The 17973-nt window shown below is 60.5% G+C and carries 9 protein-coding genes; 1 reads left to right on the top strand and 8 read right to left on the bottom strand.

Annotated features, from left to right (window positions below; all coding sequences use genetic code 11):
* Positions 1-30: 30 nt before the first annotated feature.
* The 4 genes from B9Z43_RS11400 to B9Z43_RS11390 all read right to left on the bottom strand — a co-directional run bounded on the left by B9Z43_RS11400 (position 31) and on the right by B9Z43_RS11390 (position 13492).
* Positions 31-10212: a filamentous haemagglutinin family protein gene (locus B9Z43_RS11400; protein WP_108325662.1), complete on the bottom strand. Its 10182-nt coding sequence runs from the start codon at positions 10210-10212 to the stop codon at positions 31-33.
* 3 nt (positions 10213-10215) lie between these two features.
* Complete coding sequence (locus tag B9Z43_RS11395; RefSeq protein ID WP_158270109.1) at positions 10216-11820, bottom strand: ShlB/FhaC/HecB family hemolysin secretion/activation protein; 1605 nt, start codon at positions 11818-11820, stop codon at positions 10216-10218.
* A 62-nt stretch (positions 11821-11882) separates the two neighbouring features.
* Positions 11883-12050, bottom strand: a complete 168-nt coding sequence (locus tag B9Z43_RS17405; RefSeq protein ID WP_233253960.1) for a hypothetical protein — start codon at positions 12048-12050, stop codon at positions 11883-11885.
* On the bottom strand, positions 12005-13492 hold the full coding sequence (locus tag B9Z43_RS11390) for a hypothetical protein (protein ID WP_146183941.1): 1488 nt from the start codon (positions 13490-13492) through the stop codon (positions 12005-12007). Before B9Z43_RS11390 ends, B9Z43_RS17405 begins: the two co-directional genes overlap by 46 nt.
* Before the next feature lie 452 nt (positions 13493-13944).
* Here B9Z43_RS11390 and B9Z43_RS11385 point away from each other — a divergent pair, with 452 nt between their 5' ends.
* Complete coding sequence (locus B9Z43_RS11385; RefSeq protein ID WP_108325655.1) at positions 13945-14391, top strand: transposase; 447 nt, start codon at positions 13945-13947, stop codon at positions 14389-14391.
* Positions 14392-14605: 214 nt separating this feature from the next.
* On the opposite strand, the gene B9Z43_RS11380 is transcribed toward B9Z43_RS11385, so the two are convergent.
* From B9Z43_RS11380 to B9Z43_RS11365, 4 genes are all read right to left on the bottom strand, one after another.
* Entirely contained in the window at positions 14606-15349 is a 744-nt protein-coding gene (locus B9Z43_RS11380; RefSeq protein WP_108325653.1) for a LuxR C-terminal-related transcriptional regulator, read from the bottom strand.
* Positions 15350-15352: 3 nt separating this feature from the next.
* The gene (locus B9Z43_RS11375) at positions 15353-16066 is read right to left on the bottom strand and encodes a response regulator (RefSeq protein ID WP_158270108.1); all 714 of its coding nucleotides are present in this window, start codon (positions 16064-16066) and stop codon (positions 15353-15355) included.
* Positions 16067-16349: 283 nt separating this feature from the next.
* Positions 16350-17561, bottom strand: coding sequence for an HlyD family type I secretion periplasmic adaptor subunit (locus B9Z43_RS11370; RefSeq protein WP_108325649.1), 1212 nt, complete (start codon positions 17559-17561; stop codon positions 16350-16352).
* On the bottom strand, positions 17558-17973 hold a 416-nt coding region (locus B9Z43_RS11365; RefSeq protein WP_146183940.1), incomplete at its 5' end, for an ATP-binding cassette domain-containing protein. The genes B9Z43_RS11370 and B9Z43_RS11365, both read right to left, overlap by 4 nt.

The following is a 17973-nucleotide window of genomic DNA, read 5'->3' as shown; positions in this document are numbered from 1 at the left end:
AAGTTTCAATCAATCAATTCATCCTGGCGTTCATTTGCGTGGTGACTTGTCAGTCACCTCACCACTTGAATCACCACTGCTTTTCTTTTTCTTTTTGCCGTCGCCTTCCTCGCCATCCTCATCGGCCGAAGCCTCCGAGCCATAGCCCACCACATCGACCGACAAGGTCAAGCTCTGAGCCGCCGTGGCCGTCGCTGCACGCGAAGCATCTGGCGTGGCGCTGGTATTGCTGGCAGCGGCCGGCGCAGGGGCTGCGCCACTGTCCACCACCACCGCACCCGCCACTCCCCCAGCTGCAGAAATGTTGTTCGAGTTCAACACCACGGCCGCCTCAATCTGCACCTTGCCCGTTGAGCGCACACCCGCATCGCCCGCATCAAAAATACCGCGCGGTGCCAAGGCCACCACGTCACTGGCTGCTTGCTTGTCCGATGTTTGAAGCGTTGCAATGCCCGATCCCGAAATGGAGCCTGAAATATCGATCTTGGTGTTGCCACTGGCATCGGTCGTCAGCAGAGGCGGCGGCGCCGACGAAGCCGTCTTGCTGCCCCGTCCCGCGTCGATGTTGCCGTACTGCGAAATCATGGTGATGTCGCCACCGCCCAGCGTGAAGACGCGGCCTTGGTTGACGATGAAGTCCTGCCCCACCAGCACCCGGATCTCTCCGCCACGCACCGTGAAAATGCCGTTTTCAGACGCCGCCTTGCTCTGCAAATAAAACGGGATGCTCGACAAACCCGCCACCACCGAGCCCTTGGGCGCCATCAAGTCCAAAGCGCCCCCCTGCTCGGTTTTGAACTGGCTGCCGTACACCAAAATGTTGCCGCCCTTGAGCGTGTTGACGGCATAGCGGTCGGCAATCGCTTTGTCAAACGCAGCCAAGCCATCTTTGGCCGCATCGACCACACCGTCCACAAAGGCCGCTGATTTTTTCTCCAGCGCCACCGGTGTGGTCGCTGCATCTGCTTCGGGCAAGCTGGCACCGGCCAGGGCCATGATCGCAGCGCCACCATCTGGCAAATACGCGTTGTCCAGATTTCCGCGCGTCACCACACCTTTGCTGTTGCCCAGATCGATGTCGCGCCCAGCCACCAGGGCCAAAAGGCCCTGACCCGTGACCACATGCTTGACCGGGTTTTCTTTGTCCGGGTCGGTGCTGTCCACCACATCGCGGCCCGCCATCACCCAAGTCTCATCGGTGCTGCGGTTGTGCTGAACCGCAAAACCCAGATTGCGCACATCGCGGCCCGCCAAAATTTCAGCTTTTTTAGGCAAATTCAACAAAGCCGTGCCATAAGACCGGTCTGTCGATGGCGGCGCCTCGGCGAGCACATCGCCCTCCAGCGCCACCAAACGCACCGACTGCGCATCGGCCGCATGCAACTGCCCTGGCGTATGACCGGCCAGAGTGTTGTTGCGTCGGCCTGCCAACAAATTCAGCAGGGGCGCATCCATGGTCATTGGCGCGATGGGCAAAGACACGGCAGCCGGGTCATGGTCCAACATCACCAAGCCACTGTACAAGGGACCATAAGCGGCCAGACTCACCGAGCCTTTGGCCATCAATTCCAGCTGGCCCGCGGCTGCTGCAGCCAAACCCATGCCGTCTTGCACCCGCACATCACCGCCCAAGGCCACCGCCTTGACTTGACCAGGTGCCAACACATACATCGGGTTGAGCAGCTGCCCCACAGCGTCATAACTGGGCAATTCAGCGCTCAAATTGGCCAGCAACAAACCGTTGTTGGTCAGCGTCACACCGCCGCCCACAGCCGTCATGCGCACACCGCTGCTGGCGCCATAGCTCATGAAGGCGCTGGACTGCGTGACCTCCTTCAGGTTCGTGAGGTTCTGCCGCACCAGCGTAGGGTTGTAAACCGCCTCAACGCCCACACTGCGCCCGGCCGTCACATCCGCCGTGCCATCGCCCAAAGCCAGAACCGGCTTGAGTGCGGTGTACACATCCACCGCATCGCCATTGGCATCCAGCTGCTCGGGCGCCATCACATCAAAGCCCTTGAGCGATCCAGCCGCAATGTTTTGCCCAGCACGCAGGGTCAAGCTGCCCTTTTGCGCGTAATACTGACCGCCCAAAATGTCCTGGCCCGCATTCACACGCAAGTTGCCGCCGCCTTGCTCCACAAAACGACTCGCCTGCACCACGCCATCTGACCCTGCAGCCATGTAGGCATTGCTGGCGACACTCGCCAACACATCCTTGACCGAACCACCCGCGCGGATCTGAACATCTCCGCCAGCCAAAGTGGCAATGCCTGTACCCAAATAATCAGGACGCGCCCACCAAGCGGTGTTCGCACCATCAAACACCCGCGTCACACCGTCTTCAGCCAAACGGCTGCTGCCCTGTCGGAACAACCAATCGTTGACCAACTGCGGCACCACAGCGCCTTGCACGTCCTGCCCGGCCTCAATGCGAATCGCCCCACCTTGGCGGCCAAATGCGGCGGGTGTCAGTGTGTTGTCGCCGTACACAGAATTACGTTCGTTCTGTGGCAAGGCAAAGCCACTGCCTGTCAAATCGCCCGCATAACCAGCGGTGTAAACAGCGGCACCATAGCTCCGGTCCAAAGACGCATCGCCGTCCGGGTCGCGCCAAACCGCCGAGCCCAGCACCACGCTGCGGCCTGCAGCCACATCGATGCTGCCCGTGCCCGTGCGCACCAAGGCCACCGGCACATCGCCTTCAAGCACCGGCCGGGCATATTGCAGCGACACATCACCTGCACCCTGCAACGTCTGTGTTGGTTTGGCTGCCGACACATCAGCCCCCCCCACCAAGCGCATATTCCAGGACTTGAGTGAACTGTCCAACGCCCACAGCGGCATGGCAAATCCGTTGTTCACGAAGCCATCGCTGATCGATCCCTGCACATTCAAATGGCCTTGCGCACGCAAAGTCAAGGCACCGGCTTCGCCTTCCATGCGCCAGGTGTTCAGGTCCCAGCCGCGCTCAGACACATTCACCGCTTGCTCGTTGACCGACACCGTCAGATCACCCGCCGACCGAACCTCAATGCCCGGCGTCAAACGCAAACCACTGGGGGCCTGCAAACGCGCCAGAACGCCAGAGCGCCCCCACATGAAGCGCGTGGCGTCCCCAGCCATCTTGCCGGCACTGCCCGCATTCAAATTGCTGTCTGAATCGGCCAACTCGCTGATGCTTTCCGCCTGGTAGGTTTTGACCGCCTCGATCACCGTATCGCGACTGCCCGTCACGGTGGTCTTGAACTGCGCCACCGCCACATCGCTGTCGTTGGCCGTGCGGGGGGCGCGCAAAGTCACCGTACCGTTTTGTCCTGATCCCAAACCCGACACATCCATCTTCGAGCCCGCTTGCATCGAAATACTCGCGCCCTTGTCGGTCGCTGCGGGTGCCAAACCGTCCGCATTGGACACACCCAACACCACCGCACCGCCATCGCCTGCAGAGCCTGCATCGGTCTGCGCTGCTTGGGTCGCATTTGCACGCAACACGGCGGTTGAGGCCAAGGTCAATTGGCCCTGCTTGCCTGACGCCTGCGCCTGACTGGCGTACAAATCAATCCGTCCGCCTTGGGCACCACGGGCATCCAGTTCACCGGCCACCGTCAAATTACCCTGGTCCACCGCGACCGAAATCGCATGCGCCTGCATGCGCCCGCTGGCGCTCAGCGTCACATCGCCCTGGCGCACACGCACCTCGCGCGAGGCGGTCATGCCGGCCGCATTCAATTTGGCGTTCAAGGCATCAAATGCCGCCGCATTCTCGATCTGACCCACATACAGACTGAAGCTGCCCTGCAAAGGCGCACGGGCCAGCCCACTGTCTGCGGCAACTTCGGCCGCGCCTTTCAATTGCCCAAGCAGGTTGAAGGCGCCTTTTTGCGTGTTGGCCGCCGTCACTTGCAAGCTGCCCGCATCGGCGCCTTGAGCGCTCACATCCACCACCGACTGAGCCGACAGCGTCACCGCAGCGGCACCGCCGTCCAGCACCACGCTGCCCGCCGGCGTGTACGCGTGGCCACTGCCAAAGTTCTTGGTCACGCCATGCACATCCAGCTGACCGGTGCCCACCGTGACGCCCGTGGTCGCCTCACCCGATGCCTGCACCACAATGCGGCCCGAGGGGGCAGACACCATCGTGTCAATGCCCACATTGCGCCCCTGCAAAGTCCAGGCGCCGCCCAAGCCCAGCGCCTGGGCAGACGCTGCACGGTCATTGCCCTGCAGCTTCAAATCACCGCCTGCCGTCAGCACGGCCGCCGCGCCATCCAGCGTGGCCAAACGCGAGGCCGACACCGTCACCGCGCCGGCGGACTGCAACTGCCCGTCAGCCGCTGTGGCCACCACATCGCCCTGCGACTGCAGTGACACTTGGTCAAAACCCAACACATCCAGACGGCCCGCGCCCAGCAGCACTTGTTTGGCATTGACCGTCAGACTTCCAGCCATGGGCTTGGGGTCGTGGGCTGCCCCATCGGCAGCACCGGCCAAAGTCACCACGTCGGCGTTCAGCGTCAAACTTTGGCCATGGCCTTCCAGAGCAGGGGCGCTGACCGTCAAATTTTTCAAAGAACCCGTGCCCACCGTCACAGCATCAGAACCATTGCCATACACACCGATGCCGCCATCGCTGCGCAAAGTCAAGCTGTCCAGACGGTTCAGCATGGCCAGGTTGGCGCCTTTCAGGCTGGCCACACCGGCCACATCGGGGGCGCTGTCGCCCAGTGTGATTTGCGGCGCACTCAGGCCCAAATCAGCACCCCGGCTCAAATTCAAACCGCCTTGCAAGCGCATGCCCACCGCCGCTTCCAGCCAGGCCGAACCGGTCGCGCCCAAGCTGGCACCGCTGGCCAGATCCACGCGCCCTTGCGCAGCGGGCAAGCCGGCCTCGCGGGTCACGGTCAGGCCTTTGGCCGCACTCAGCGCCACCAAGGCACCATCTTGTCGGCTATCGGCAGCATCCAACCACAAGGGTTGCACCGGGTGGCTCACCGTGCCGGTGGCTTGTACCTGCGCCAGCCCCGTCACTTCCAGGCTGTTGCGGGCCGCCAGCAACCACTCTGGGCCTTGCAATGCCTGCGCACTGTTGTTCAATCGCAGCGTATCGGCGGTGGCCTGCACATGCACCCCATCGGCTGCCCATGTGCGCTGTCCACCCAAGAGCACACTCTCAGCCCCCAAGCCCATCAACTCGCTGGCCAAGACCTGAACTTTCTGGGACGGGTTGTTGCTCTTGTAGCTGATCACATCAAGGTTGGGTGCAGAGACATCGGCCGTACCGCGCTGGCCTTGGGCCGCGCCCAAGCGGGTCTCGCCTTGCAAGCTCAAAGATGAAGCCATTTGCGCGCTCTGCGCTGCCAAGACCTGAATACTCAAATGACCCGCATCAGCAGGCAAGGCAGGGTCGCTCACGCCTTTGCGCACGGCCTCGGCCTGGAAGTAATCGTCCGCGCTGTACAGCTTGAATTCGCTGCTCTTGGCAATCACCTCGGCTGGCAAAACCCTGAAACCAGAGGTGCGAGTATCCCCACGCCCATCCGTGCTGTTGCTTCGGTAACCCGACACGGTGTAAGACCCGTCCTGGTTTTTCACATTGCTGCCCGCGCTCATGTCACGCAAGCCCGATTGGGCTTGCACCGCAAAACCACCTGGCAACAAAGCGTAGTGACCGGGCAGCAAGGTGTAGGTGCCCGCCGCCAAGCCTGGCACGCCTGAAAAATACACCTGATCACCCACGCGCAAACCAGCCGTGCCCTCGTACACATCGAGCGGTGCCACCGGCGCGCTAAAGCCTGGCAAGACCGCAAAAGACTTTTGCAAAATGTCTTGCGAGCCCCCTGGACCCGGCACAAAGTCATAGGTCTTGACTTGACCACCACCGCTCAAGTCCAGCACCGCCCCGGCCTGCTGCTGCACCACAGGCGCTTGGACTTCGATGGTTTTGCTGGGCAAACGCAACTCGCCCAACGCCGCATTGGGCGCATAGCTGCTGGTCAGTTTCAGCTCTTTGCTGTTGGCCAGGGTGTAAGTCCAATCGGTGCCATTGGTCATGCGACCCAACAGCACAGGCGTGGCCGCGTTACCCGCCACCGAGGTCACACTGCCGGGCGTGAACACCACCGACTCGTTGGCCAACAGCCGGATCTGCCCTTGCGGCGCCAAGAATCGCCCACCCTGCTCAATCTGGTCGGCACGCACGATGACCACACCAGCGGCCGACAAGACCGGGCCAGCACTGCCCGGCTGACCTGAAATACTCACACGGCTGGGCTGCGCATCGGCATGCAGCGCCAGCTCAAACTGCGTCAATGTGCTGGGGTAAATTTGCTGCGCCTTGATGTTCAGGGCATGACCCGTTTCCAGCCGCCCCGTCAAGGCAGCGGCCCCTGGTGCGCTCACATCGTCTGGGCTCAGGCCCACCAAGCGAATGTCGCCCGTGGCCTGCAAATTCACCTGGCCAAAGCCTTGCGTCGCCATTTGGCCTTGCAAGTCCAGCGTGGTGGCCTGCACCGTCAAGCTGGCGGTGCCATCTGCGGCCAAGCCTGCGTTGTCTTGGTAACGCGCATCGTTGTTGCCCAAACTCACATAAGGGGCGGCCAAACGGGCCGACTGCGTGCCTTCAGCGGCCACCAATTGCGGGGCATCCAGGGTCAGCGAAGACGCCAAGGCCACATTCAAACCATCGCCCAGCGCGATCTGGTTTTGGCTTTTCACGGCCAGGCGTGTGACACCGCTTGCAGACAAATCACGCACCGGCACATAGGCCTTGCCATTCAAATCGTCAGGCATGCCAGACAACTGATTGACCAGTTGGACCACCCGATCCGGCTCCCCTTGAGCAAGCTGTGTGGGGCTGTCCAAGGTCACGCTCAGACCAGCGCCTTGGGCCGTGCCACCCGCATGGCCTTGCAGCGTGCTGCCCTGCCAAATACCCTGACTGCTGCGAATGTCCACCGTACCCGCATTGCTGTGTACCACTCGGGGATCGGTCAACACACCCAGGCTTTTGAGCTGCACTGCGCGCTCGGTCTGGCCGCCATTCACAGCCAACACCGAGCCCGTATCCAAGCGCACCGTACCCGTGTTGCCGTTGATGCGGATGCTGCCGCCGTCCAGCACCTCGCCCGTTGCCAAACCTGTGCCTTCCACCCATACACGGGCAGCGGTGCCTGACACGTCGATGCGGGCATCCTTGGAGACATGAATTTGGCTGGGCAACAAGCTCGAGTCCAGCGACAGATTGACCTGACCGGCCGGCACTTGCAAGCGTCCATCCACCGCAACACCATTGGTGGCCGACAGATTCAACACCGAAGGCTTGCTGGCATCGGCACCCGGGTCCAGCGCCAGCAGCGCGCCTGCGCCCACCTGTACGCGACCCAAAGCATTCTCGGCTTCGCTCAGGTTGGCACTGCTGGCCCGCAGGCTCAAGCTGCTGCCTGGCCGCACGGCCACGCCGCTGGCGCCAACCAAAGGCAGTTGTACCAAGCTGGCCACATCGCCCATGGCCGAAGATGATTTTTGCACCGCGTCCAGCGGTAACTGCCATTGCTCAGGACTCATGGCCAGTTGCGTGCCCGGCATCATGGTCAGATTGCCATTGGCCGTCAAACTCACCGCCGCAAAACCGCCTTGCTTGAGGAATTCAGGGCTCAGCACCAGGTCACCCGCTGCCTGGGCACTTTGGGCGGCATCGCCTTTCAGCCCTACCCACACGTTGCGACCGGCCAAAGTCAACCTGCCGCCTGATTTGAGGCCATAGCCCGCGAGCTCAATGCCGTCACCCAACCTCAAAGCCGTGTCCAGCGTGTTCAAGCCCGACCGTGAAGTCAGGCTGATGCTGCCTGCATCGCCCGCCGTCACTTTGCCGTTGGTGCCCATCCAGGCGCCACCCGACACGTCCACCGCTACACCGTCATCCAAACGCACCCGGTTTCCAGACAAAGACAAACTGCCACCCTTGATGGCATAGGACGGCAATGCAGCGCTCAGGCCATCGCCTTGGGCAGCCACCCAGGCCGCGTCATTGACCCAGCGCCCTGCCAAATCAAAATCCACCCCGGGTGCGACGTTGACATTCAAACCCGATACCGTGACCGAACCACCTGCCGAATTGACCGAGCCCCCGAACAGTGCTTGCTGTGAAAATCCGCCCCACTGCACATCGCCCGGCGTGCTCACCTTCACTTGCGTCATGGCGGGCAAGTTCAAATCGGTCTGCACCGCGACCGGCCCTTGCAGACTCAGGTTGAAGCTGCGAAAGCCTTGGTCCTTCGCCAAGCCCTGCACGTCCAGACCGCTCATCCCGTCTGCCTTGTTCAGCAAAAACTGACGGTCATCGCGCCCGGCGACATCCATCACGCCCAGGGTCAGTGCGGCGCCCTTGGGTGCGTCCGATGCAGCCAAATTGCGTTGGTTCACGCCTGGCGACACTTGGCCTTGCAAAGTGCCCTCCAGCGCGAACTTGGGCGCGGAGATCGACACGCTGCCCGCATTCATACCTTGGCGGTAGCCCGCCTCAAAATTGCTGGAGCTGTTGTCCAGATTCACCAAGCTGGCGTAGGCCAAATTGGCAGGGGCCGTCTCAAAGTCATACAGCTTGCCCGCCAAGCTCAGCTTGGTGGTGTTCACATGGCCAGCTTGGTAGTCGAGTGATCCGCCCGACACATTCACCTTGCTGCCCGCCTGCAACTGCACCTGCCCCTCAGCGCTGATGCTGACCGCACCGCCCGTGGCCGTGAACTCGCCCACCGTGACCGCTTGTTGGTCCACATAGCCTTGCACATTGGCCAGCGTGACCGTGCTGGCTTTGCGCAGGTCCAGTTGCACGCTTTGCCCGCGCAAGCTCGAATTGCGCAACAACAAGTTGTCGGCCAGCTCACCACCGCGCAGCTCGGCGGTGATGACGTTGCTTTCCATGGCCTTTTGCACACCGGCGCTGCCCGAGACATCGATCTCGCTGCCCGGCATCAACACAACGCGGCTGGCATTGGCCACAGCCACACTCGAGGCTGGATTGTCTTTGGCCAGCACGCTCACATTGCCCCCGGCGGCCCGCACCAAGCTGCCCGATTCGAGCACGATGCTTTGCCCAGCCAATTGCACCTCAGATGCCTTGTAACCCGCACTCTTGATGGCTGTGGCTGTGTCTTGCACGTCAGGCGTGATCAGGTGCTGGCTGCCTGTGCCCAGCAAAAGTTGCCCACCCGATTGCGCCATGGCCGGCGATTCGGCGCTTTGCTTGATGGCGTTGTCTTGGGCCTTCAAATAAATGGAGCCGTTCAAGCTGACCGAGGTGTTGGCCGAGACCAGACCCAGCTGGTTGACGATGCGGCCCACCATCGTGGCATTGCCGTGCTTGACATCCACACTGCCCAAGGCCTCGTTGCTGGCTGTGGGTTTGAAATCTTGTTGCCCCGCCAACGCGGCCAGGTCTTGGCTGCCCACCTCCACCAACAAACCACGCATGGCTGCGTTGCTGGGCGCCGCCAAAAACACACGTGTTCCCGCTGCCAAGGCCACCTGGCCATCGGGCGCGCTCAGCTTGCCAGCGTTGCTGACCGTGGGGGCCGCCAACAAAATGAAACCATTTTTGGCTGCCGTGATGGCCGCTTGCTGCAGCACACCACCTTCGGCATCGCCCTGCACCACCACCGCACCGGGCAAACGGCCCAATGTGCTGTCGGCTTGCATTTGCGCCTGCACCGAGGGCGACAACAAACCATCCATGAAGCGCTGGTCATCGATCTTCAAGCTGCTGGCCACCAGCGCGTTCACGTCCACCGTGGCGGTTTTGGAAAACACAATGCCATTGGGGTTGTAGATGTACACCTGCCCGTTGGACTTGAGCATGCCGTCGATCGTGGTGCGGTTGTTGATCGCACCGCCAGTCACTTGGTTCAACACCCTGTCGGTGTTGTTGACCATGTTGAAGGTCAAGCGGGCGTCTTTGCCCACATCCAGGCTGTTCCAGTTGAGCACCGTGGCGGGGCCCTTGAGGTTGACCTGCGCGGCTTGGCCGTTGACCACATAGTCTGGCCGCTGGCCCTTTTGCAGCCAGTTGGCCGCCGGCACGGGCAAGGTGCCTGCGGGCAAAGACTGCGCATGGCCTAAAGATGCTGACAAACAACCTGCGGCCATCAAAGCCAAGACGCTGGGGCGCAAAACCAAATGGTGGGCGGCAAAACGGGACATGGCAAAACCGGACATCGCTCAAAACTCCAACAACATGCGGGCATGCAAACGCCGCTGACCACGGCGCGTACCGCCCCCTGCTGCATCACCATCGCGAAGGGCTTGTGCGGCATCCAGGCCCAAGCCCATGCCACGCGGGCCTTGCATGCGCATGCCTGCGCCCACACCCCACAAGGTGGTTTTGGCCCACTGCCCCAATGCAGGATTCAAGGTTTGCAACCAAGTCGCTTCGGTGAAGGCCAGCGCTTGCCAGCGCCAGGCGCTGCCTGCAATCGTTTCGCGTGTCCAAGGGCTGGTCCACTCCACAGAAAGGTGCGTACCCTGGTCGCCCACACGTTCGTTTTCCATATAGCCGCGCACCGAGTCCACACCGCCGGCAAACAACTGCTCGCCGCTCATCAGCGGGCCTGTGGCCAACTGACCATCCCACTTGGTGGCCAGGGTAGATTTACCCAGCGCCGTGCTCCATTGCCAGCCCCAGCGCAGCGCTGCGAAGCTGGCCGATGCGCCCGGGCGCTTGGCATTAAAAGCCGCATCGCTGTTGCCCAGCACGCCGCGCGCACCCAGCAAAGTGCTCACATCCACCACCATGGGCTGCGGCTCGTGCTGCAAACCCACCCAGCGGTAAGACAGGCCCAGCGGCACATAGGTGATGGGTACTTGCGCAGACTCAGTGTCCAGTAGCTTGGTGGTGCCGCGCATCTGCCGGTGGTCCAGGCTGAACGATGCGGTTTGCATCACGCCCGCCGGGCTGGTCAGGGGCAGGCTGTAGCGCAAGCCCACAATGTCGGTATTGCCCACCACGCCCATATCGCCTTGGGTGATGCGCACATTCATGTTGCTGCGCGAGCTGGCCAGATAGGCGCTGAAGGCCTCGCCCTGCACGCCGGTGGGCCAACTGTAATTGGCCGACACGCTGCGAACTTGGCGCGCGTCTTCGGGGGTGGCTTGCAAGTTCAGGCCTACGCTGTGGCCACGGGCCCACAAGTCGTCATAGCGCAAGGCCGCTGCCAAGCGCGTGGGCAAGGTGTTCATGCTCTGGCGGTTGTTCAATTCCACACTGCCGTGCACGGCCGACTGGTCATCCACATCCAGTTGCACATCCACCGTGCCCGGCTCGCGCCCGGCCTTGAGCACGGGCGAGACCTTCACATCGGCCCGGCGGTTGATCTCGGCCAGCTGGGTTTGCAGTTGCGCGAAATTGGGCACACTGCCCACCTTGGCCGCAGGCAACTCGGACGCGATGCGGCTGGGCGCGTTGAACTGGGCCCCCAGCACACGTACATCACCCACAGGCGCTTCCACCACTTGCAAGCGCACCACACCGCCGTCCACTTTTTGTTCAGGGATCAGCACCTGCACCGACAGGTAGCCGGCGTCTTGGTAACGCTGCAACAGGGCTGCACGGGCGGCATCCACATCGCCCAGGGCGCGGGCTTCGCCCAAATAGGGCGTCACAGCTTGTTCGATGGCCAAGTCGGGCAACAAACTGTTGCCCAGCACCTCGTATTCGAGGATGTCAAAGCGCGGCTGCGTTTGTGCACCCGCAGGACTGCCCAAACCCAGAAGCAAGGCCAAAAACAACACGGCCCATGGGCCAGATGAACGAGATTCCCTGAGCATAAAAATTCTTTTGAGAGCGCGCTGTGTTGCCATGACACGATTTGACACACCCACTGTGGCAATCATTTGACAAAACCAATAATTTCTTCAATAACAACAAAAATATCCGCCATGAAAAACAGCCCCGAAGGGCTGTTTGGAAAGTACAGGCCTGCATCAGCACAGGCCCCACTCACCCTTTGAATCAATACTTGTTCAAAGGCAAGTAGTTGTTGCCACCACGTGTCCAAGGGGTGTTCTTGGCTGCGTCGGTAGAGCCGATGTAGGCCATGCCAGTCAGGTCTGCTGCTGGGTCTTTCAAACCATTCACGATGGCAGCATAGATGCCCGAATAGTCACCAGCCAGCTTGACAGACTTGATGGTCTGGAATTCCATGGCAAAGCTATAGCCGTTCTTCAAGGCAGTACGGTACTTGCTGTCCAATGTGCCATCGCCTTTGAAGTCAGGGCTGATGCCGTCCAACTTGACCCAGAAGGCGTTTTGAGCGGCACGGTTGGCACCAAATTTGGTAGCGCTGTTGTCCAAGGAAGCGACGCCAATCGACAGACCAGTTGAATCACCGCGGATTGCAGTGATCAAGTCACCCGTACCAGAGTGGGTCTTGACGAGCACGCCTTCGGTCACACCAGCAGTGTTGGTGATTTCGGAACCGGCCATGTTGAAGGCTGCGATTGACAAAGCTGTGGTCAAGCCGTTGACAGGGGCTTTGCCGACATATGCAGATTGACCAGCAAAGCGGATCTGTGTGGAAGCTTGTGTACCCGAAGAGGCTGGGCGGCGGTGCAAAGTCAAAGTACCGGTCAGGCCCAGGTCGGCAGCAGCAGTCACCTTACCAGTCATCAAAGCGGTGTAATCAACAGTGCTGATATTGGGCTGGCAAGCGGCAGTAGCCGTGTTGTCTTGGCAATCTGCAGCCATGCGACCAGCAGCGATGTCACGTGCTTGCAGTGCTTTGTACATGTTGGTGTTGACCAACACGCCGAAGCCTTGCATGGCAATGGTTTCAGATGGGAAAGCCTTGGGGTCCCACTTGGCAATCATGCCAGGGGTAGCTTCAGAAGGACGAACATCGGAGAAAGCCATGTGAGCGACTTTTTGCTTGTCCACGCCCCAAGCGGTCTTGAAGTCGGCGATGCGTGTAGCAGCCAAAGTCACCACTGGCGCCAAAGCAGACACGGTATTCACAGTCACATCAGCATCGGGCATGGAAGTGCCGGCCTTTTGAGCTGCAGCAGTGTGCAACTGGATGGTCTTGTATTCTTGCTGGTCAACGCCGCCTTCGATAGAACCTGTCTTCAAGCCGGTCAAAAGCTGGTTCACACCGGCCATAGAGCCGTTGGTGCTGTTGTAAATCACCGCAACGCGTTTTCCAGCCCAAGTGGTACCTGTAGCACCGTAGCCGTAGTAAGCCAATGCATTGGAGTTACCGGACAAGTTGATGGTGACAAATGGCTTGCTCTTGTCGAAAATTTTGCCGTCTGTGGTCATGGTGGCGGTCACGGCACCTTTTACAGCAGATGCGCCAGCAGAGTAAAAAGTGATCTCAGGAGCGCAGGTCTTGAGCAAGGTCACGCCGTCAGCAGCAGCTGCTGCAACGTTGCAAGAGGGTGTCACGGCGGCAAAAGCGCTGGCACCACAGAAAGCCACGCAAGCGGCTGCAATCATCTTCATGTTCATATTTACCTCGAAGAAAAGTTGGAAAAATTTTCAGGTCCGCTCAGCCCAAGCCTTGCGGTACGCATGACGCCCATCACCGAAATGGTCAACCTTCATTTCTGTTTTGATGTCACGGCGTAATTGTGTTTTTTGTTTTTTACAGCTTTGCGGTTTTTGAGCCTTATCGACTAGCCCGAGCGGACTATGCAAAGGCGCAGAGATGTCATAAGGGGCGTCTCCGCGTTCATCGCGCGCGGGGCGCGGCTCCCACAGTGGGATGGTGGCTGGGCTTGTGGGAGCAGCACCCTGTGCGCGATTTTCTGGTGGAGCGCATGCCTTATCGCGCGCAGGGCACGGCTCCTACAGGGGTGCGACGTAGGAGCAGCACCCTGTGCGCGATTTGTCCCCCGAGGGATTCACAGCACCTAAGCTTTTGGCTAACCTGCCCCTCGAAGGGAGAGCCAAAAATGGACGACACACAGCCGCATTCACACCGCTTGCGCACGGGCCGCTTTTCGCAGGCGGCGCAGGTGTACTTGGTGACGGTGGTCACCCTCAACCGAAAACCCATCTTTGCTGACTTTGCCGCGGCGCGCGCACTGATCCAGACCCTTAAGACCGAGAGCGATTTACAGCGCGCCACTACGCTGGCCTATGTGGTCATGCCTGATCACCTGCATTGGCTCATGCAACTGCATGAAGGCGCGCAACTGACCCGCTGTGTGCGCGACGTCAAGTCGGTCACCACACATCGGCTGGGCATGCCGCTGTGGCAGAGGGGCTTTCACGACCATGCTGTGCGCCACGAAGAAGACCTGCAGGCCTTGGCCCGGTATGTGGTGGCCAATCCCGTGCGAGCGGGCTTGGTGGCGAGGACGGGTTTATATCCGCATTGGGATGCGGTTTGGGTTTGAGGGTGCATGGTGCCCGCGCAAGCAATCGCGCGCGGGGCGCAGCTCCCACAGGCGATTTTTGTGGGAGCTGCACCCCGTGCGCGATGCTCCCTGTATTTGTGGGAGCCGCACCCTGTGCGCGATTGCTGGTGTTGCAAAAACTCATCGCGCGCAGGGCGCTGCTCCCACATTTGCCTGACTCGCGCGCGGGGCGCTGCTCCTGCAGAAAACGTGCCTACTTTTGCGCCACAGCCTGCACGCGGTTGTTCACCTTCAGGCGTTGAAATATTTTTTGGAGATGGTTTTTGACCGTGAATGGGCTGATGTCCATGATGGCGCCGATTTCGTGGTTGGTCTTGCCCTGGCGCACCCATTGCATGATTTCAATTTGTCTTGCTGTGAGCACTTGCCCCTCGAATGTAGGGTCCTCCAAGAGGTCTTGCGCGGGCGTTTGCCCAGAGGCAACACGGCTCAAAGCGGCTTGAATAGAAGGCACAATCCAACCCCATTGCAAGGACTCCTTGTCTTGCAGTTGTGCACCGAGCAAGGCAAAACTGAGGCGGTGAAATCCCGGCAATGCGCCAGTATCGGCAAACCAGATGCCCCCCAGCTTGAGGGCCACCACGGCCTTGCTCAGTGCTGGCGCAATGGGTTGCTCACTGCGACCTTTGGCGTCGATGTAGAGCTTGCGCATGCCCAGCTTGCGACTTTCCTGAATCAGCAAGGACAACAAGCCGTGGTGCGGGTCAATCAGGGCATTTATCACCTGGCCTTTCAAGGGCTGGCTGTGCAAGCAGTCTGACAACACCCATTGAGACTGGCTGTCGGCCACACTGAACAACATGACGTCGTGCGGCAAATAAGCCCACAAGGGGCCTTGAGACCACATGAACATATCGGACAAGTTCTCGACGCTTTGGCAAGCGGTGATGGCCTCTCCAAAATACTCCAGCGTGCGCTCGGACACCATCAAAGACATGGCTCAGTCCAATGCATCGGCGCCATCGGCCGCAGACGGGTTGTAGCAATACCCCATGGAGCGCACGGTCTCCAAACACGGCGGGTGGCCGGCCTTGTCGAGCTTGCGGCGCAGCCGCGTGACCACCGTGTCGATGTTGCGGTCCGACACATCGCTGTGCGGGCCATGCAAGATGTCCAGCAATTTGTCACGCGTAAACACCTGCTGCGGTTTGGCCATCAATGTTGCCAACAAGGCCAACTCGTCTTTTTGCAAATCGATGCGCACACCCTGCACCGTGGCCACTTGCTTGGCAGGGTAAACCGCCAGGCCATCGATTTCAATGCGCTCATGCGCTGCCGCTTCAGCATTGAAACGGCGGATTTTGGACTTGACACGCGCCAACAATTCGCGCGCATGAAAGGGCTTGCCCACAAAGTCGTCCACGCCAGCTTCAAACGCCTTGAGCTTGTCTTCTTCGCTGCTGCGCGCCGACACCATGATGATGGGTAAGCGGTTTTGCTCGCGGCTGCGCAAGGTTTTGACGAACTCCAGCCCCGACTGGCCCGGCATGTTCCAGTCCACCAGCACCAAGTCGGGCTCAAGACGCTCGAGCATTTTGAGCGCAGCGGCCACATGCTCAGCCTGATAGATGTCATAACCCGCACGAGACAGGTTGACCCGCAGCAACTCTTGGATGCTGGGCTCGTCTTCCACAATCAAAATTTTGCTGGTCATGGGTTCTGGCAAGGGGGTGAGCTGCATAGCCACCCATCAGTGAATCAGTTGAGTGTCAGTTTGAATGATTCATGCGAAAACTAAATGACAAAAACAACAATATCGACATTAAATCTTGTAGGAGCCGCGCCCCGCTCGCGAAATGTATTTCTGGTCCACTATCAATCGTGCCCAGGGTCCTGCTCCCACACAGAGCGCCCCCCGAAAATCGCGCACTGGGTGCTGCTCCTGCACAGTGGCACCCTGTAGGAGCCGCGCCCTGCGCGCGATAGCGAACCGTGCTTCAGCGTTCGCCCAGAGACTGACTGAAGGTTTTGACGATCGGTTTGGTCAGGTACTGGAAGACGGTGCGCTGGCCGGTTTTGACTTCGATGGTGGCGGTCATGCCAGGTTGGATTTCGAGCTTTTCGTTGGGGCGCCCGCTGAACTGGCGGCCGGTGGTGCGCACTTGGGCGCGGTAATAGGGTTGCTCGCCTTGGCGCAGGTCTTCGCTCAGGGTGTCTGCGCTGATGTAGGTGAGCTTGCCTGAGAGTTCGCCGTAGACGGTGTAATCGTAGGCGTCGATCTTGACGCGCACGTCTTGCCCGGGTTTGAGGAAGGCGATGTCGGCGGGCGAGACTTTGGCCTGGATGACGAGGTCGTCTTCGAGCGGGACGATTTGCATGACTTCTTCACCAGGGCGGATCACGCCGCCCAAGGTGGTGATGCGCACGTTTTTGACGACGCCGTGCACGGGGGCACGCAGCTCGGTCAGCTCGAGCTGGCTTTTGCGTTGGGCCATGTTTTGCTGCACGCCGGCCAGGTCTTCTTGGGCTTTGCCCAGCTCGGCTTGGGCGTCCTGGAAGTATTTGTTGCGCTTGTTGGTGGCTTGCGATTTGAGCTCGGCCACTTGGCGTTGCAGGCGCAGGATGTCGGTTTGGCTGACGTCGCCGGTTTTGAGCAGGGGCTGCGTCATGGCCAGTTCTTTTTCAACCAGCGCGATCATGCCGTCCAGGGCCGAGATGTCTTCACGAATGGCCGACTGGCGCTTTTTGAAGAGCATGCTTTGGCTCTCTTTGAACTCGGGGTAGTTTTTGAGTTCGGGCGGGAATTTCAGCTCGGTGCCCAACACTTCGGCTTGCAAGCGCGCCACGGTGGCGGCCAGGCCAGCGGCTTTGGCGCGGGCTTCGAGGTAGCTGGTTTCAAAGCGGACGCGCTCAAACTGGAGCAAGACTTGCCCGGCATCGACGGTGTCGCCTTCTTTGACCAGCAAGTCGGCAATGGTGCCGCCTTCTTGTGACTGGATGATTTGCGTTTTGGAGCTGGCGATGACCGAGCCGGGGGCGCGGGTGATTTGGTCCAGGCTGGCCCACAGTGACCACAGCACAAAGATGAGCAGGGTGAAGAATGTGATCCAGACCGTCAGGCGCAGGCCACCGACCTTGAAGGGCGCTGCGGGCGCAAAGCGCGGGTTGGTGGCAGCGGTGCGGTGTTTGAATACCCAGAACAGGTTCATGCTTTGGCCTCGGCGGGGGCAGATGGGTTGGCTTCGGAGGCGGCGCCACGCAGACGGGCGAGCACGGCATCGCGGGGGCCATCGAGCACGATGCGGCCTTTGTCGAGCACGATCACGCGGTTGACATAGGCCAGCAGTGCGGGTTTGTGGGTGACAACGACCAGCAGCGACTCGGGGGCGAGTTCGTTGAAGAGGTGGTGCATGACACGGTTTTCGAGCTGCGCGTCCATGGAGGCGGTGGGCTCGTCGAGCAGCATGATGCGCGGTTGTTGCAGCAGCATACGCGTGATGCCCACCAGCTGGCGTTGGCCGCCCGAGAGGCCTTTGCCGCCTTCGGAGATTTCCAACTCCATGCCTTTGGGGTGGTTCTGGATGACTTGGTCCAGACCGGTCATGGCGGCGGCGCGCAGGA

The sequence above is a fragment of the Limnohabitans sp. MMS-10A-192 genome (assembly GCF_003063335.1).
Classification (GTDB): domain Bacteria; phylum Pseudomonadota; class Gammaproteobacteria; order Burkholderiales; family Burkholderiaceae_C; genus Limnohabitans_A.
This window is presented reverse-complemented; position numbering and strand designations above follow the sequence as displayed.

Bases quoted from the DNA above. Each gene is read 5' to 3' on its own strand.
- B9Z43_RS11375 (WP_158270108.1), bottom strand. From the start codon at position 16,066: ATGACCAGCAAAATTTTGATTGTGGAAGACGAGCCCAGCATCCAAGAG.
- B9Z43_RS11385 (WP_108325655.1), top strand. From the start codon at position 13,945: ATGGACGACACACAGCCGCATTCACACCGCTTGCGCACGGGCCGCTTT.
- B9Z43_RS11400 (WP_108325662.1), bottom strand. From the start codon at position 10,212: ATGTCCGGTTTTGCCATGTCCCGTTTTGCCGCCCACCATTTGGTTTTG.
- B9Z43_RS11370 (WP_108325649.1), bottom strand. From the start codon at position 17,561: ATGAACCTGTTCTGGGTATTCAAACACCGCACCGCTGCCACCAACCCG.
- B9Z43_RS11390 (WP_146183941.1), bottom strand. From the start codon at position 13,492: ATGAAGATGATTGCAGCCGCTTGCGTGGCTTTCTGTGGTGCCAGCGCT.
- B9Z43_RS11395 (WP_158270109.1), bottom strand. From the start codon at position 11,820: ATGCTCAGGGAATCTCGTTCATCTGGCCCATGGGCCGTGTTGTTTTTG.
- B9Z43_RS11380 (WP_108325653.1), bottom strand. From the start codon at position 15,349: ATGTCTTTGATGGTGTCCGAGCGCACGCTGGAGTATTTTGGAGAGGCC.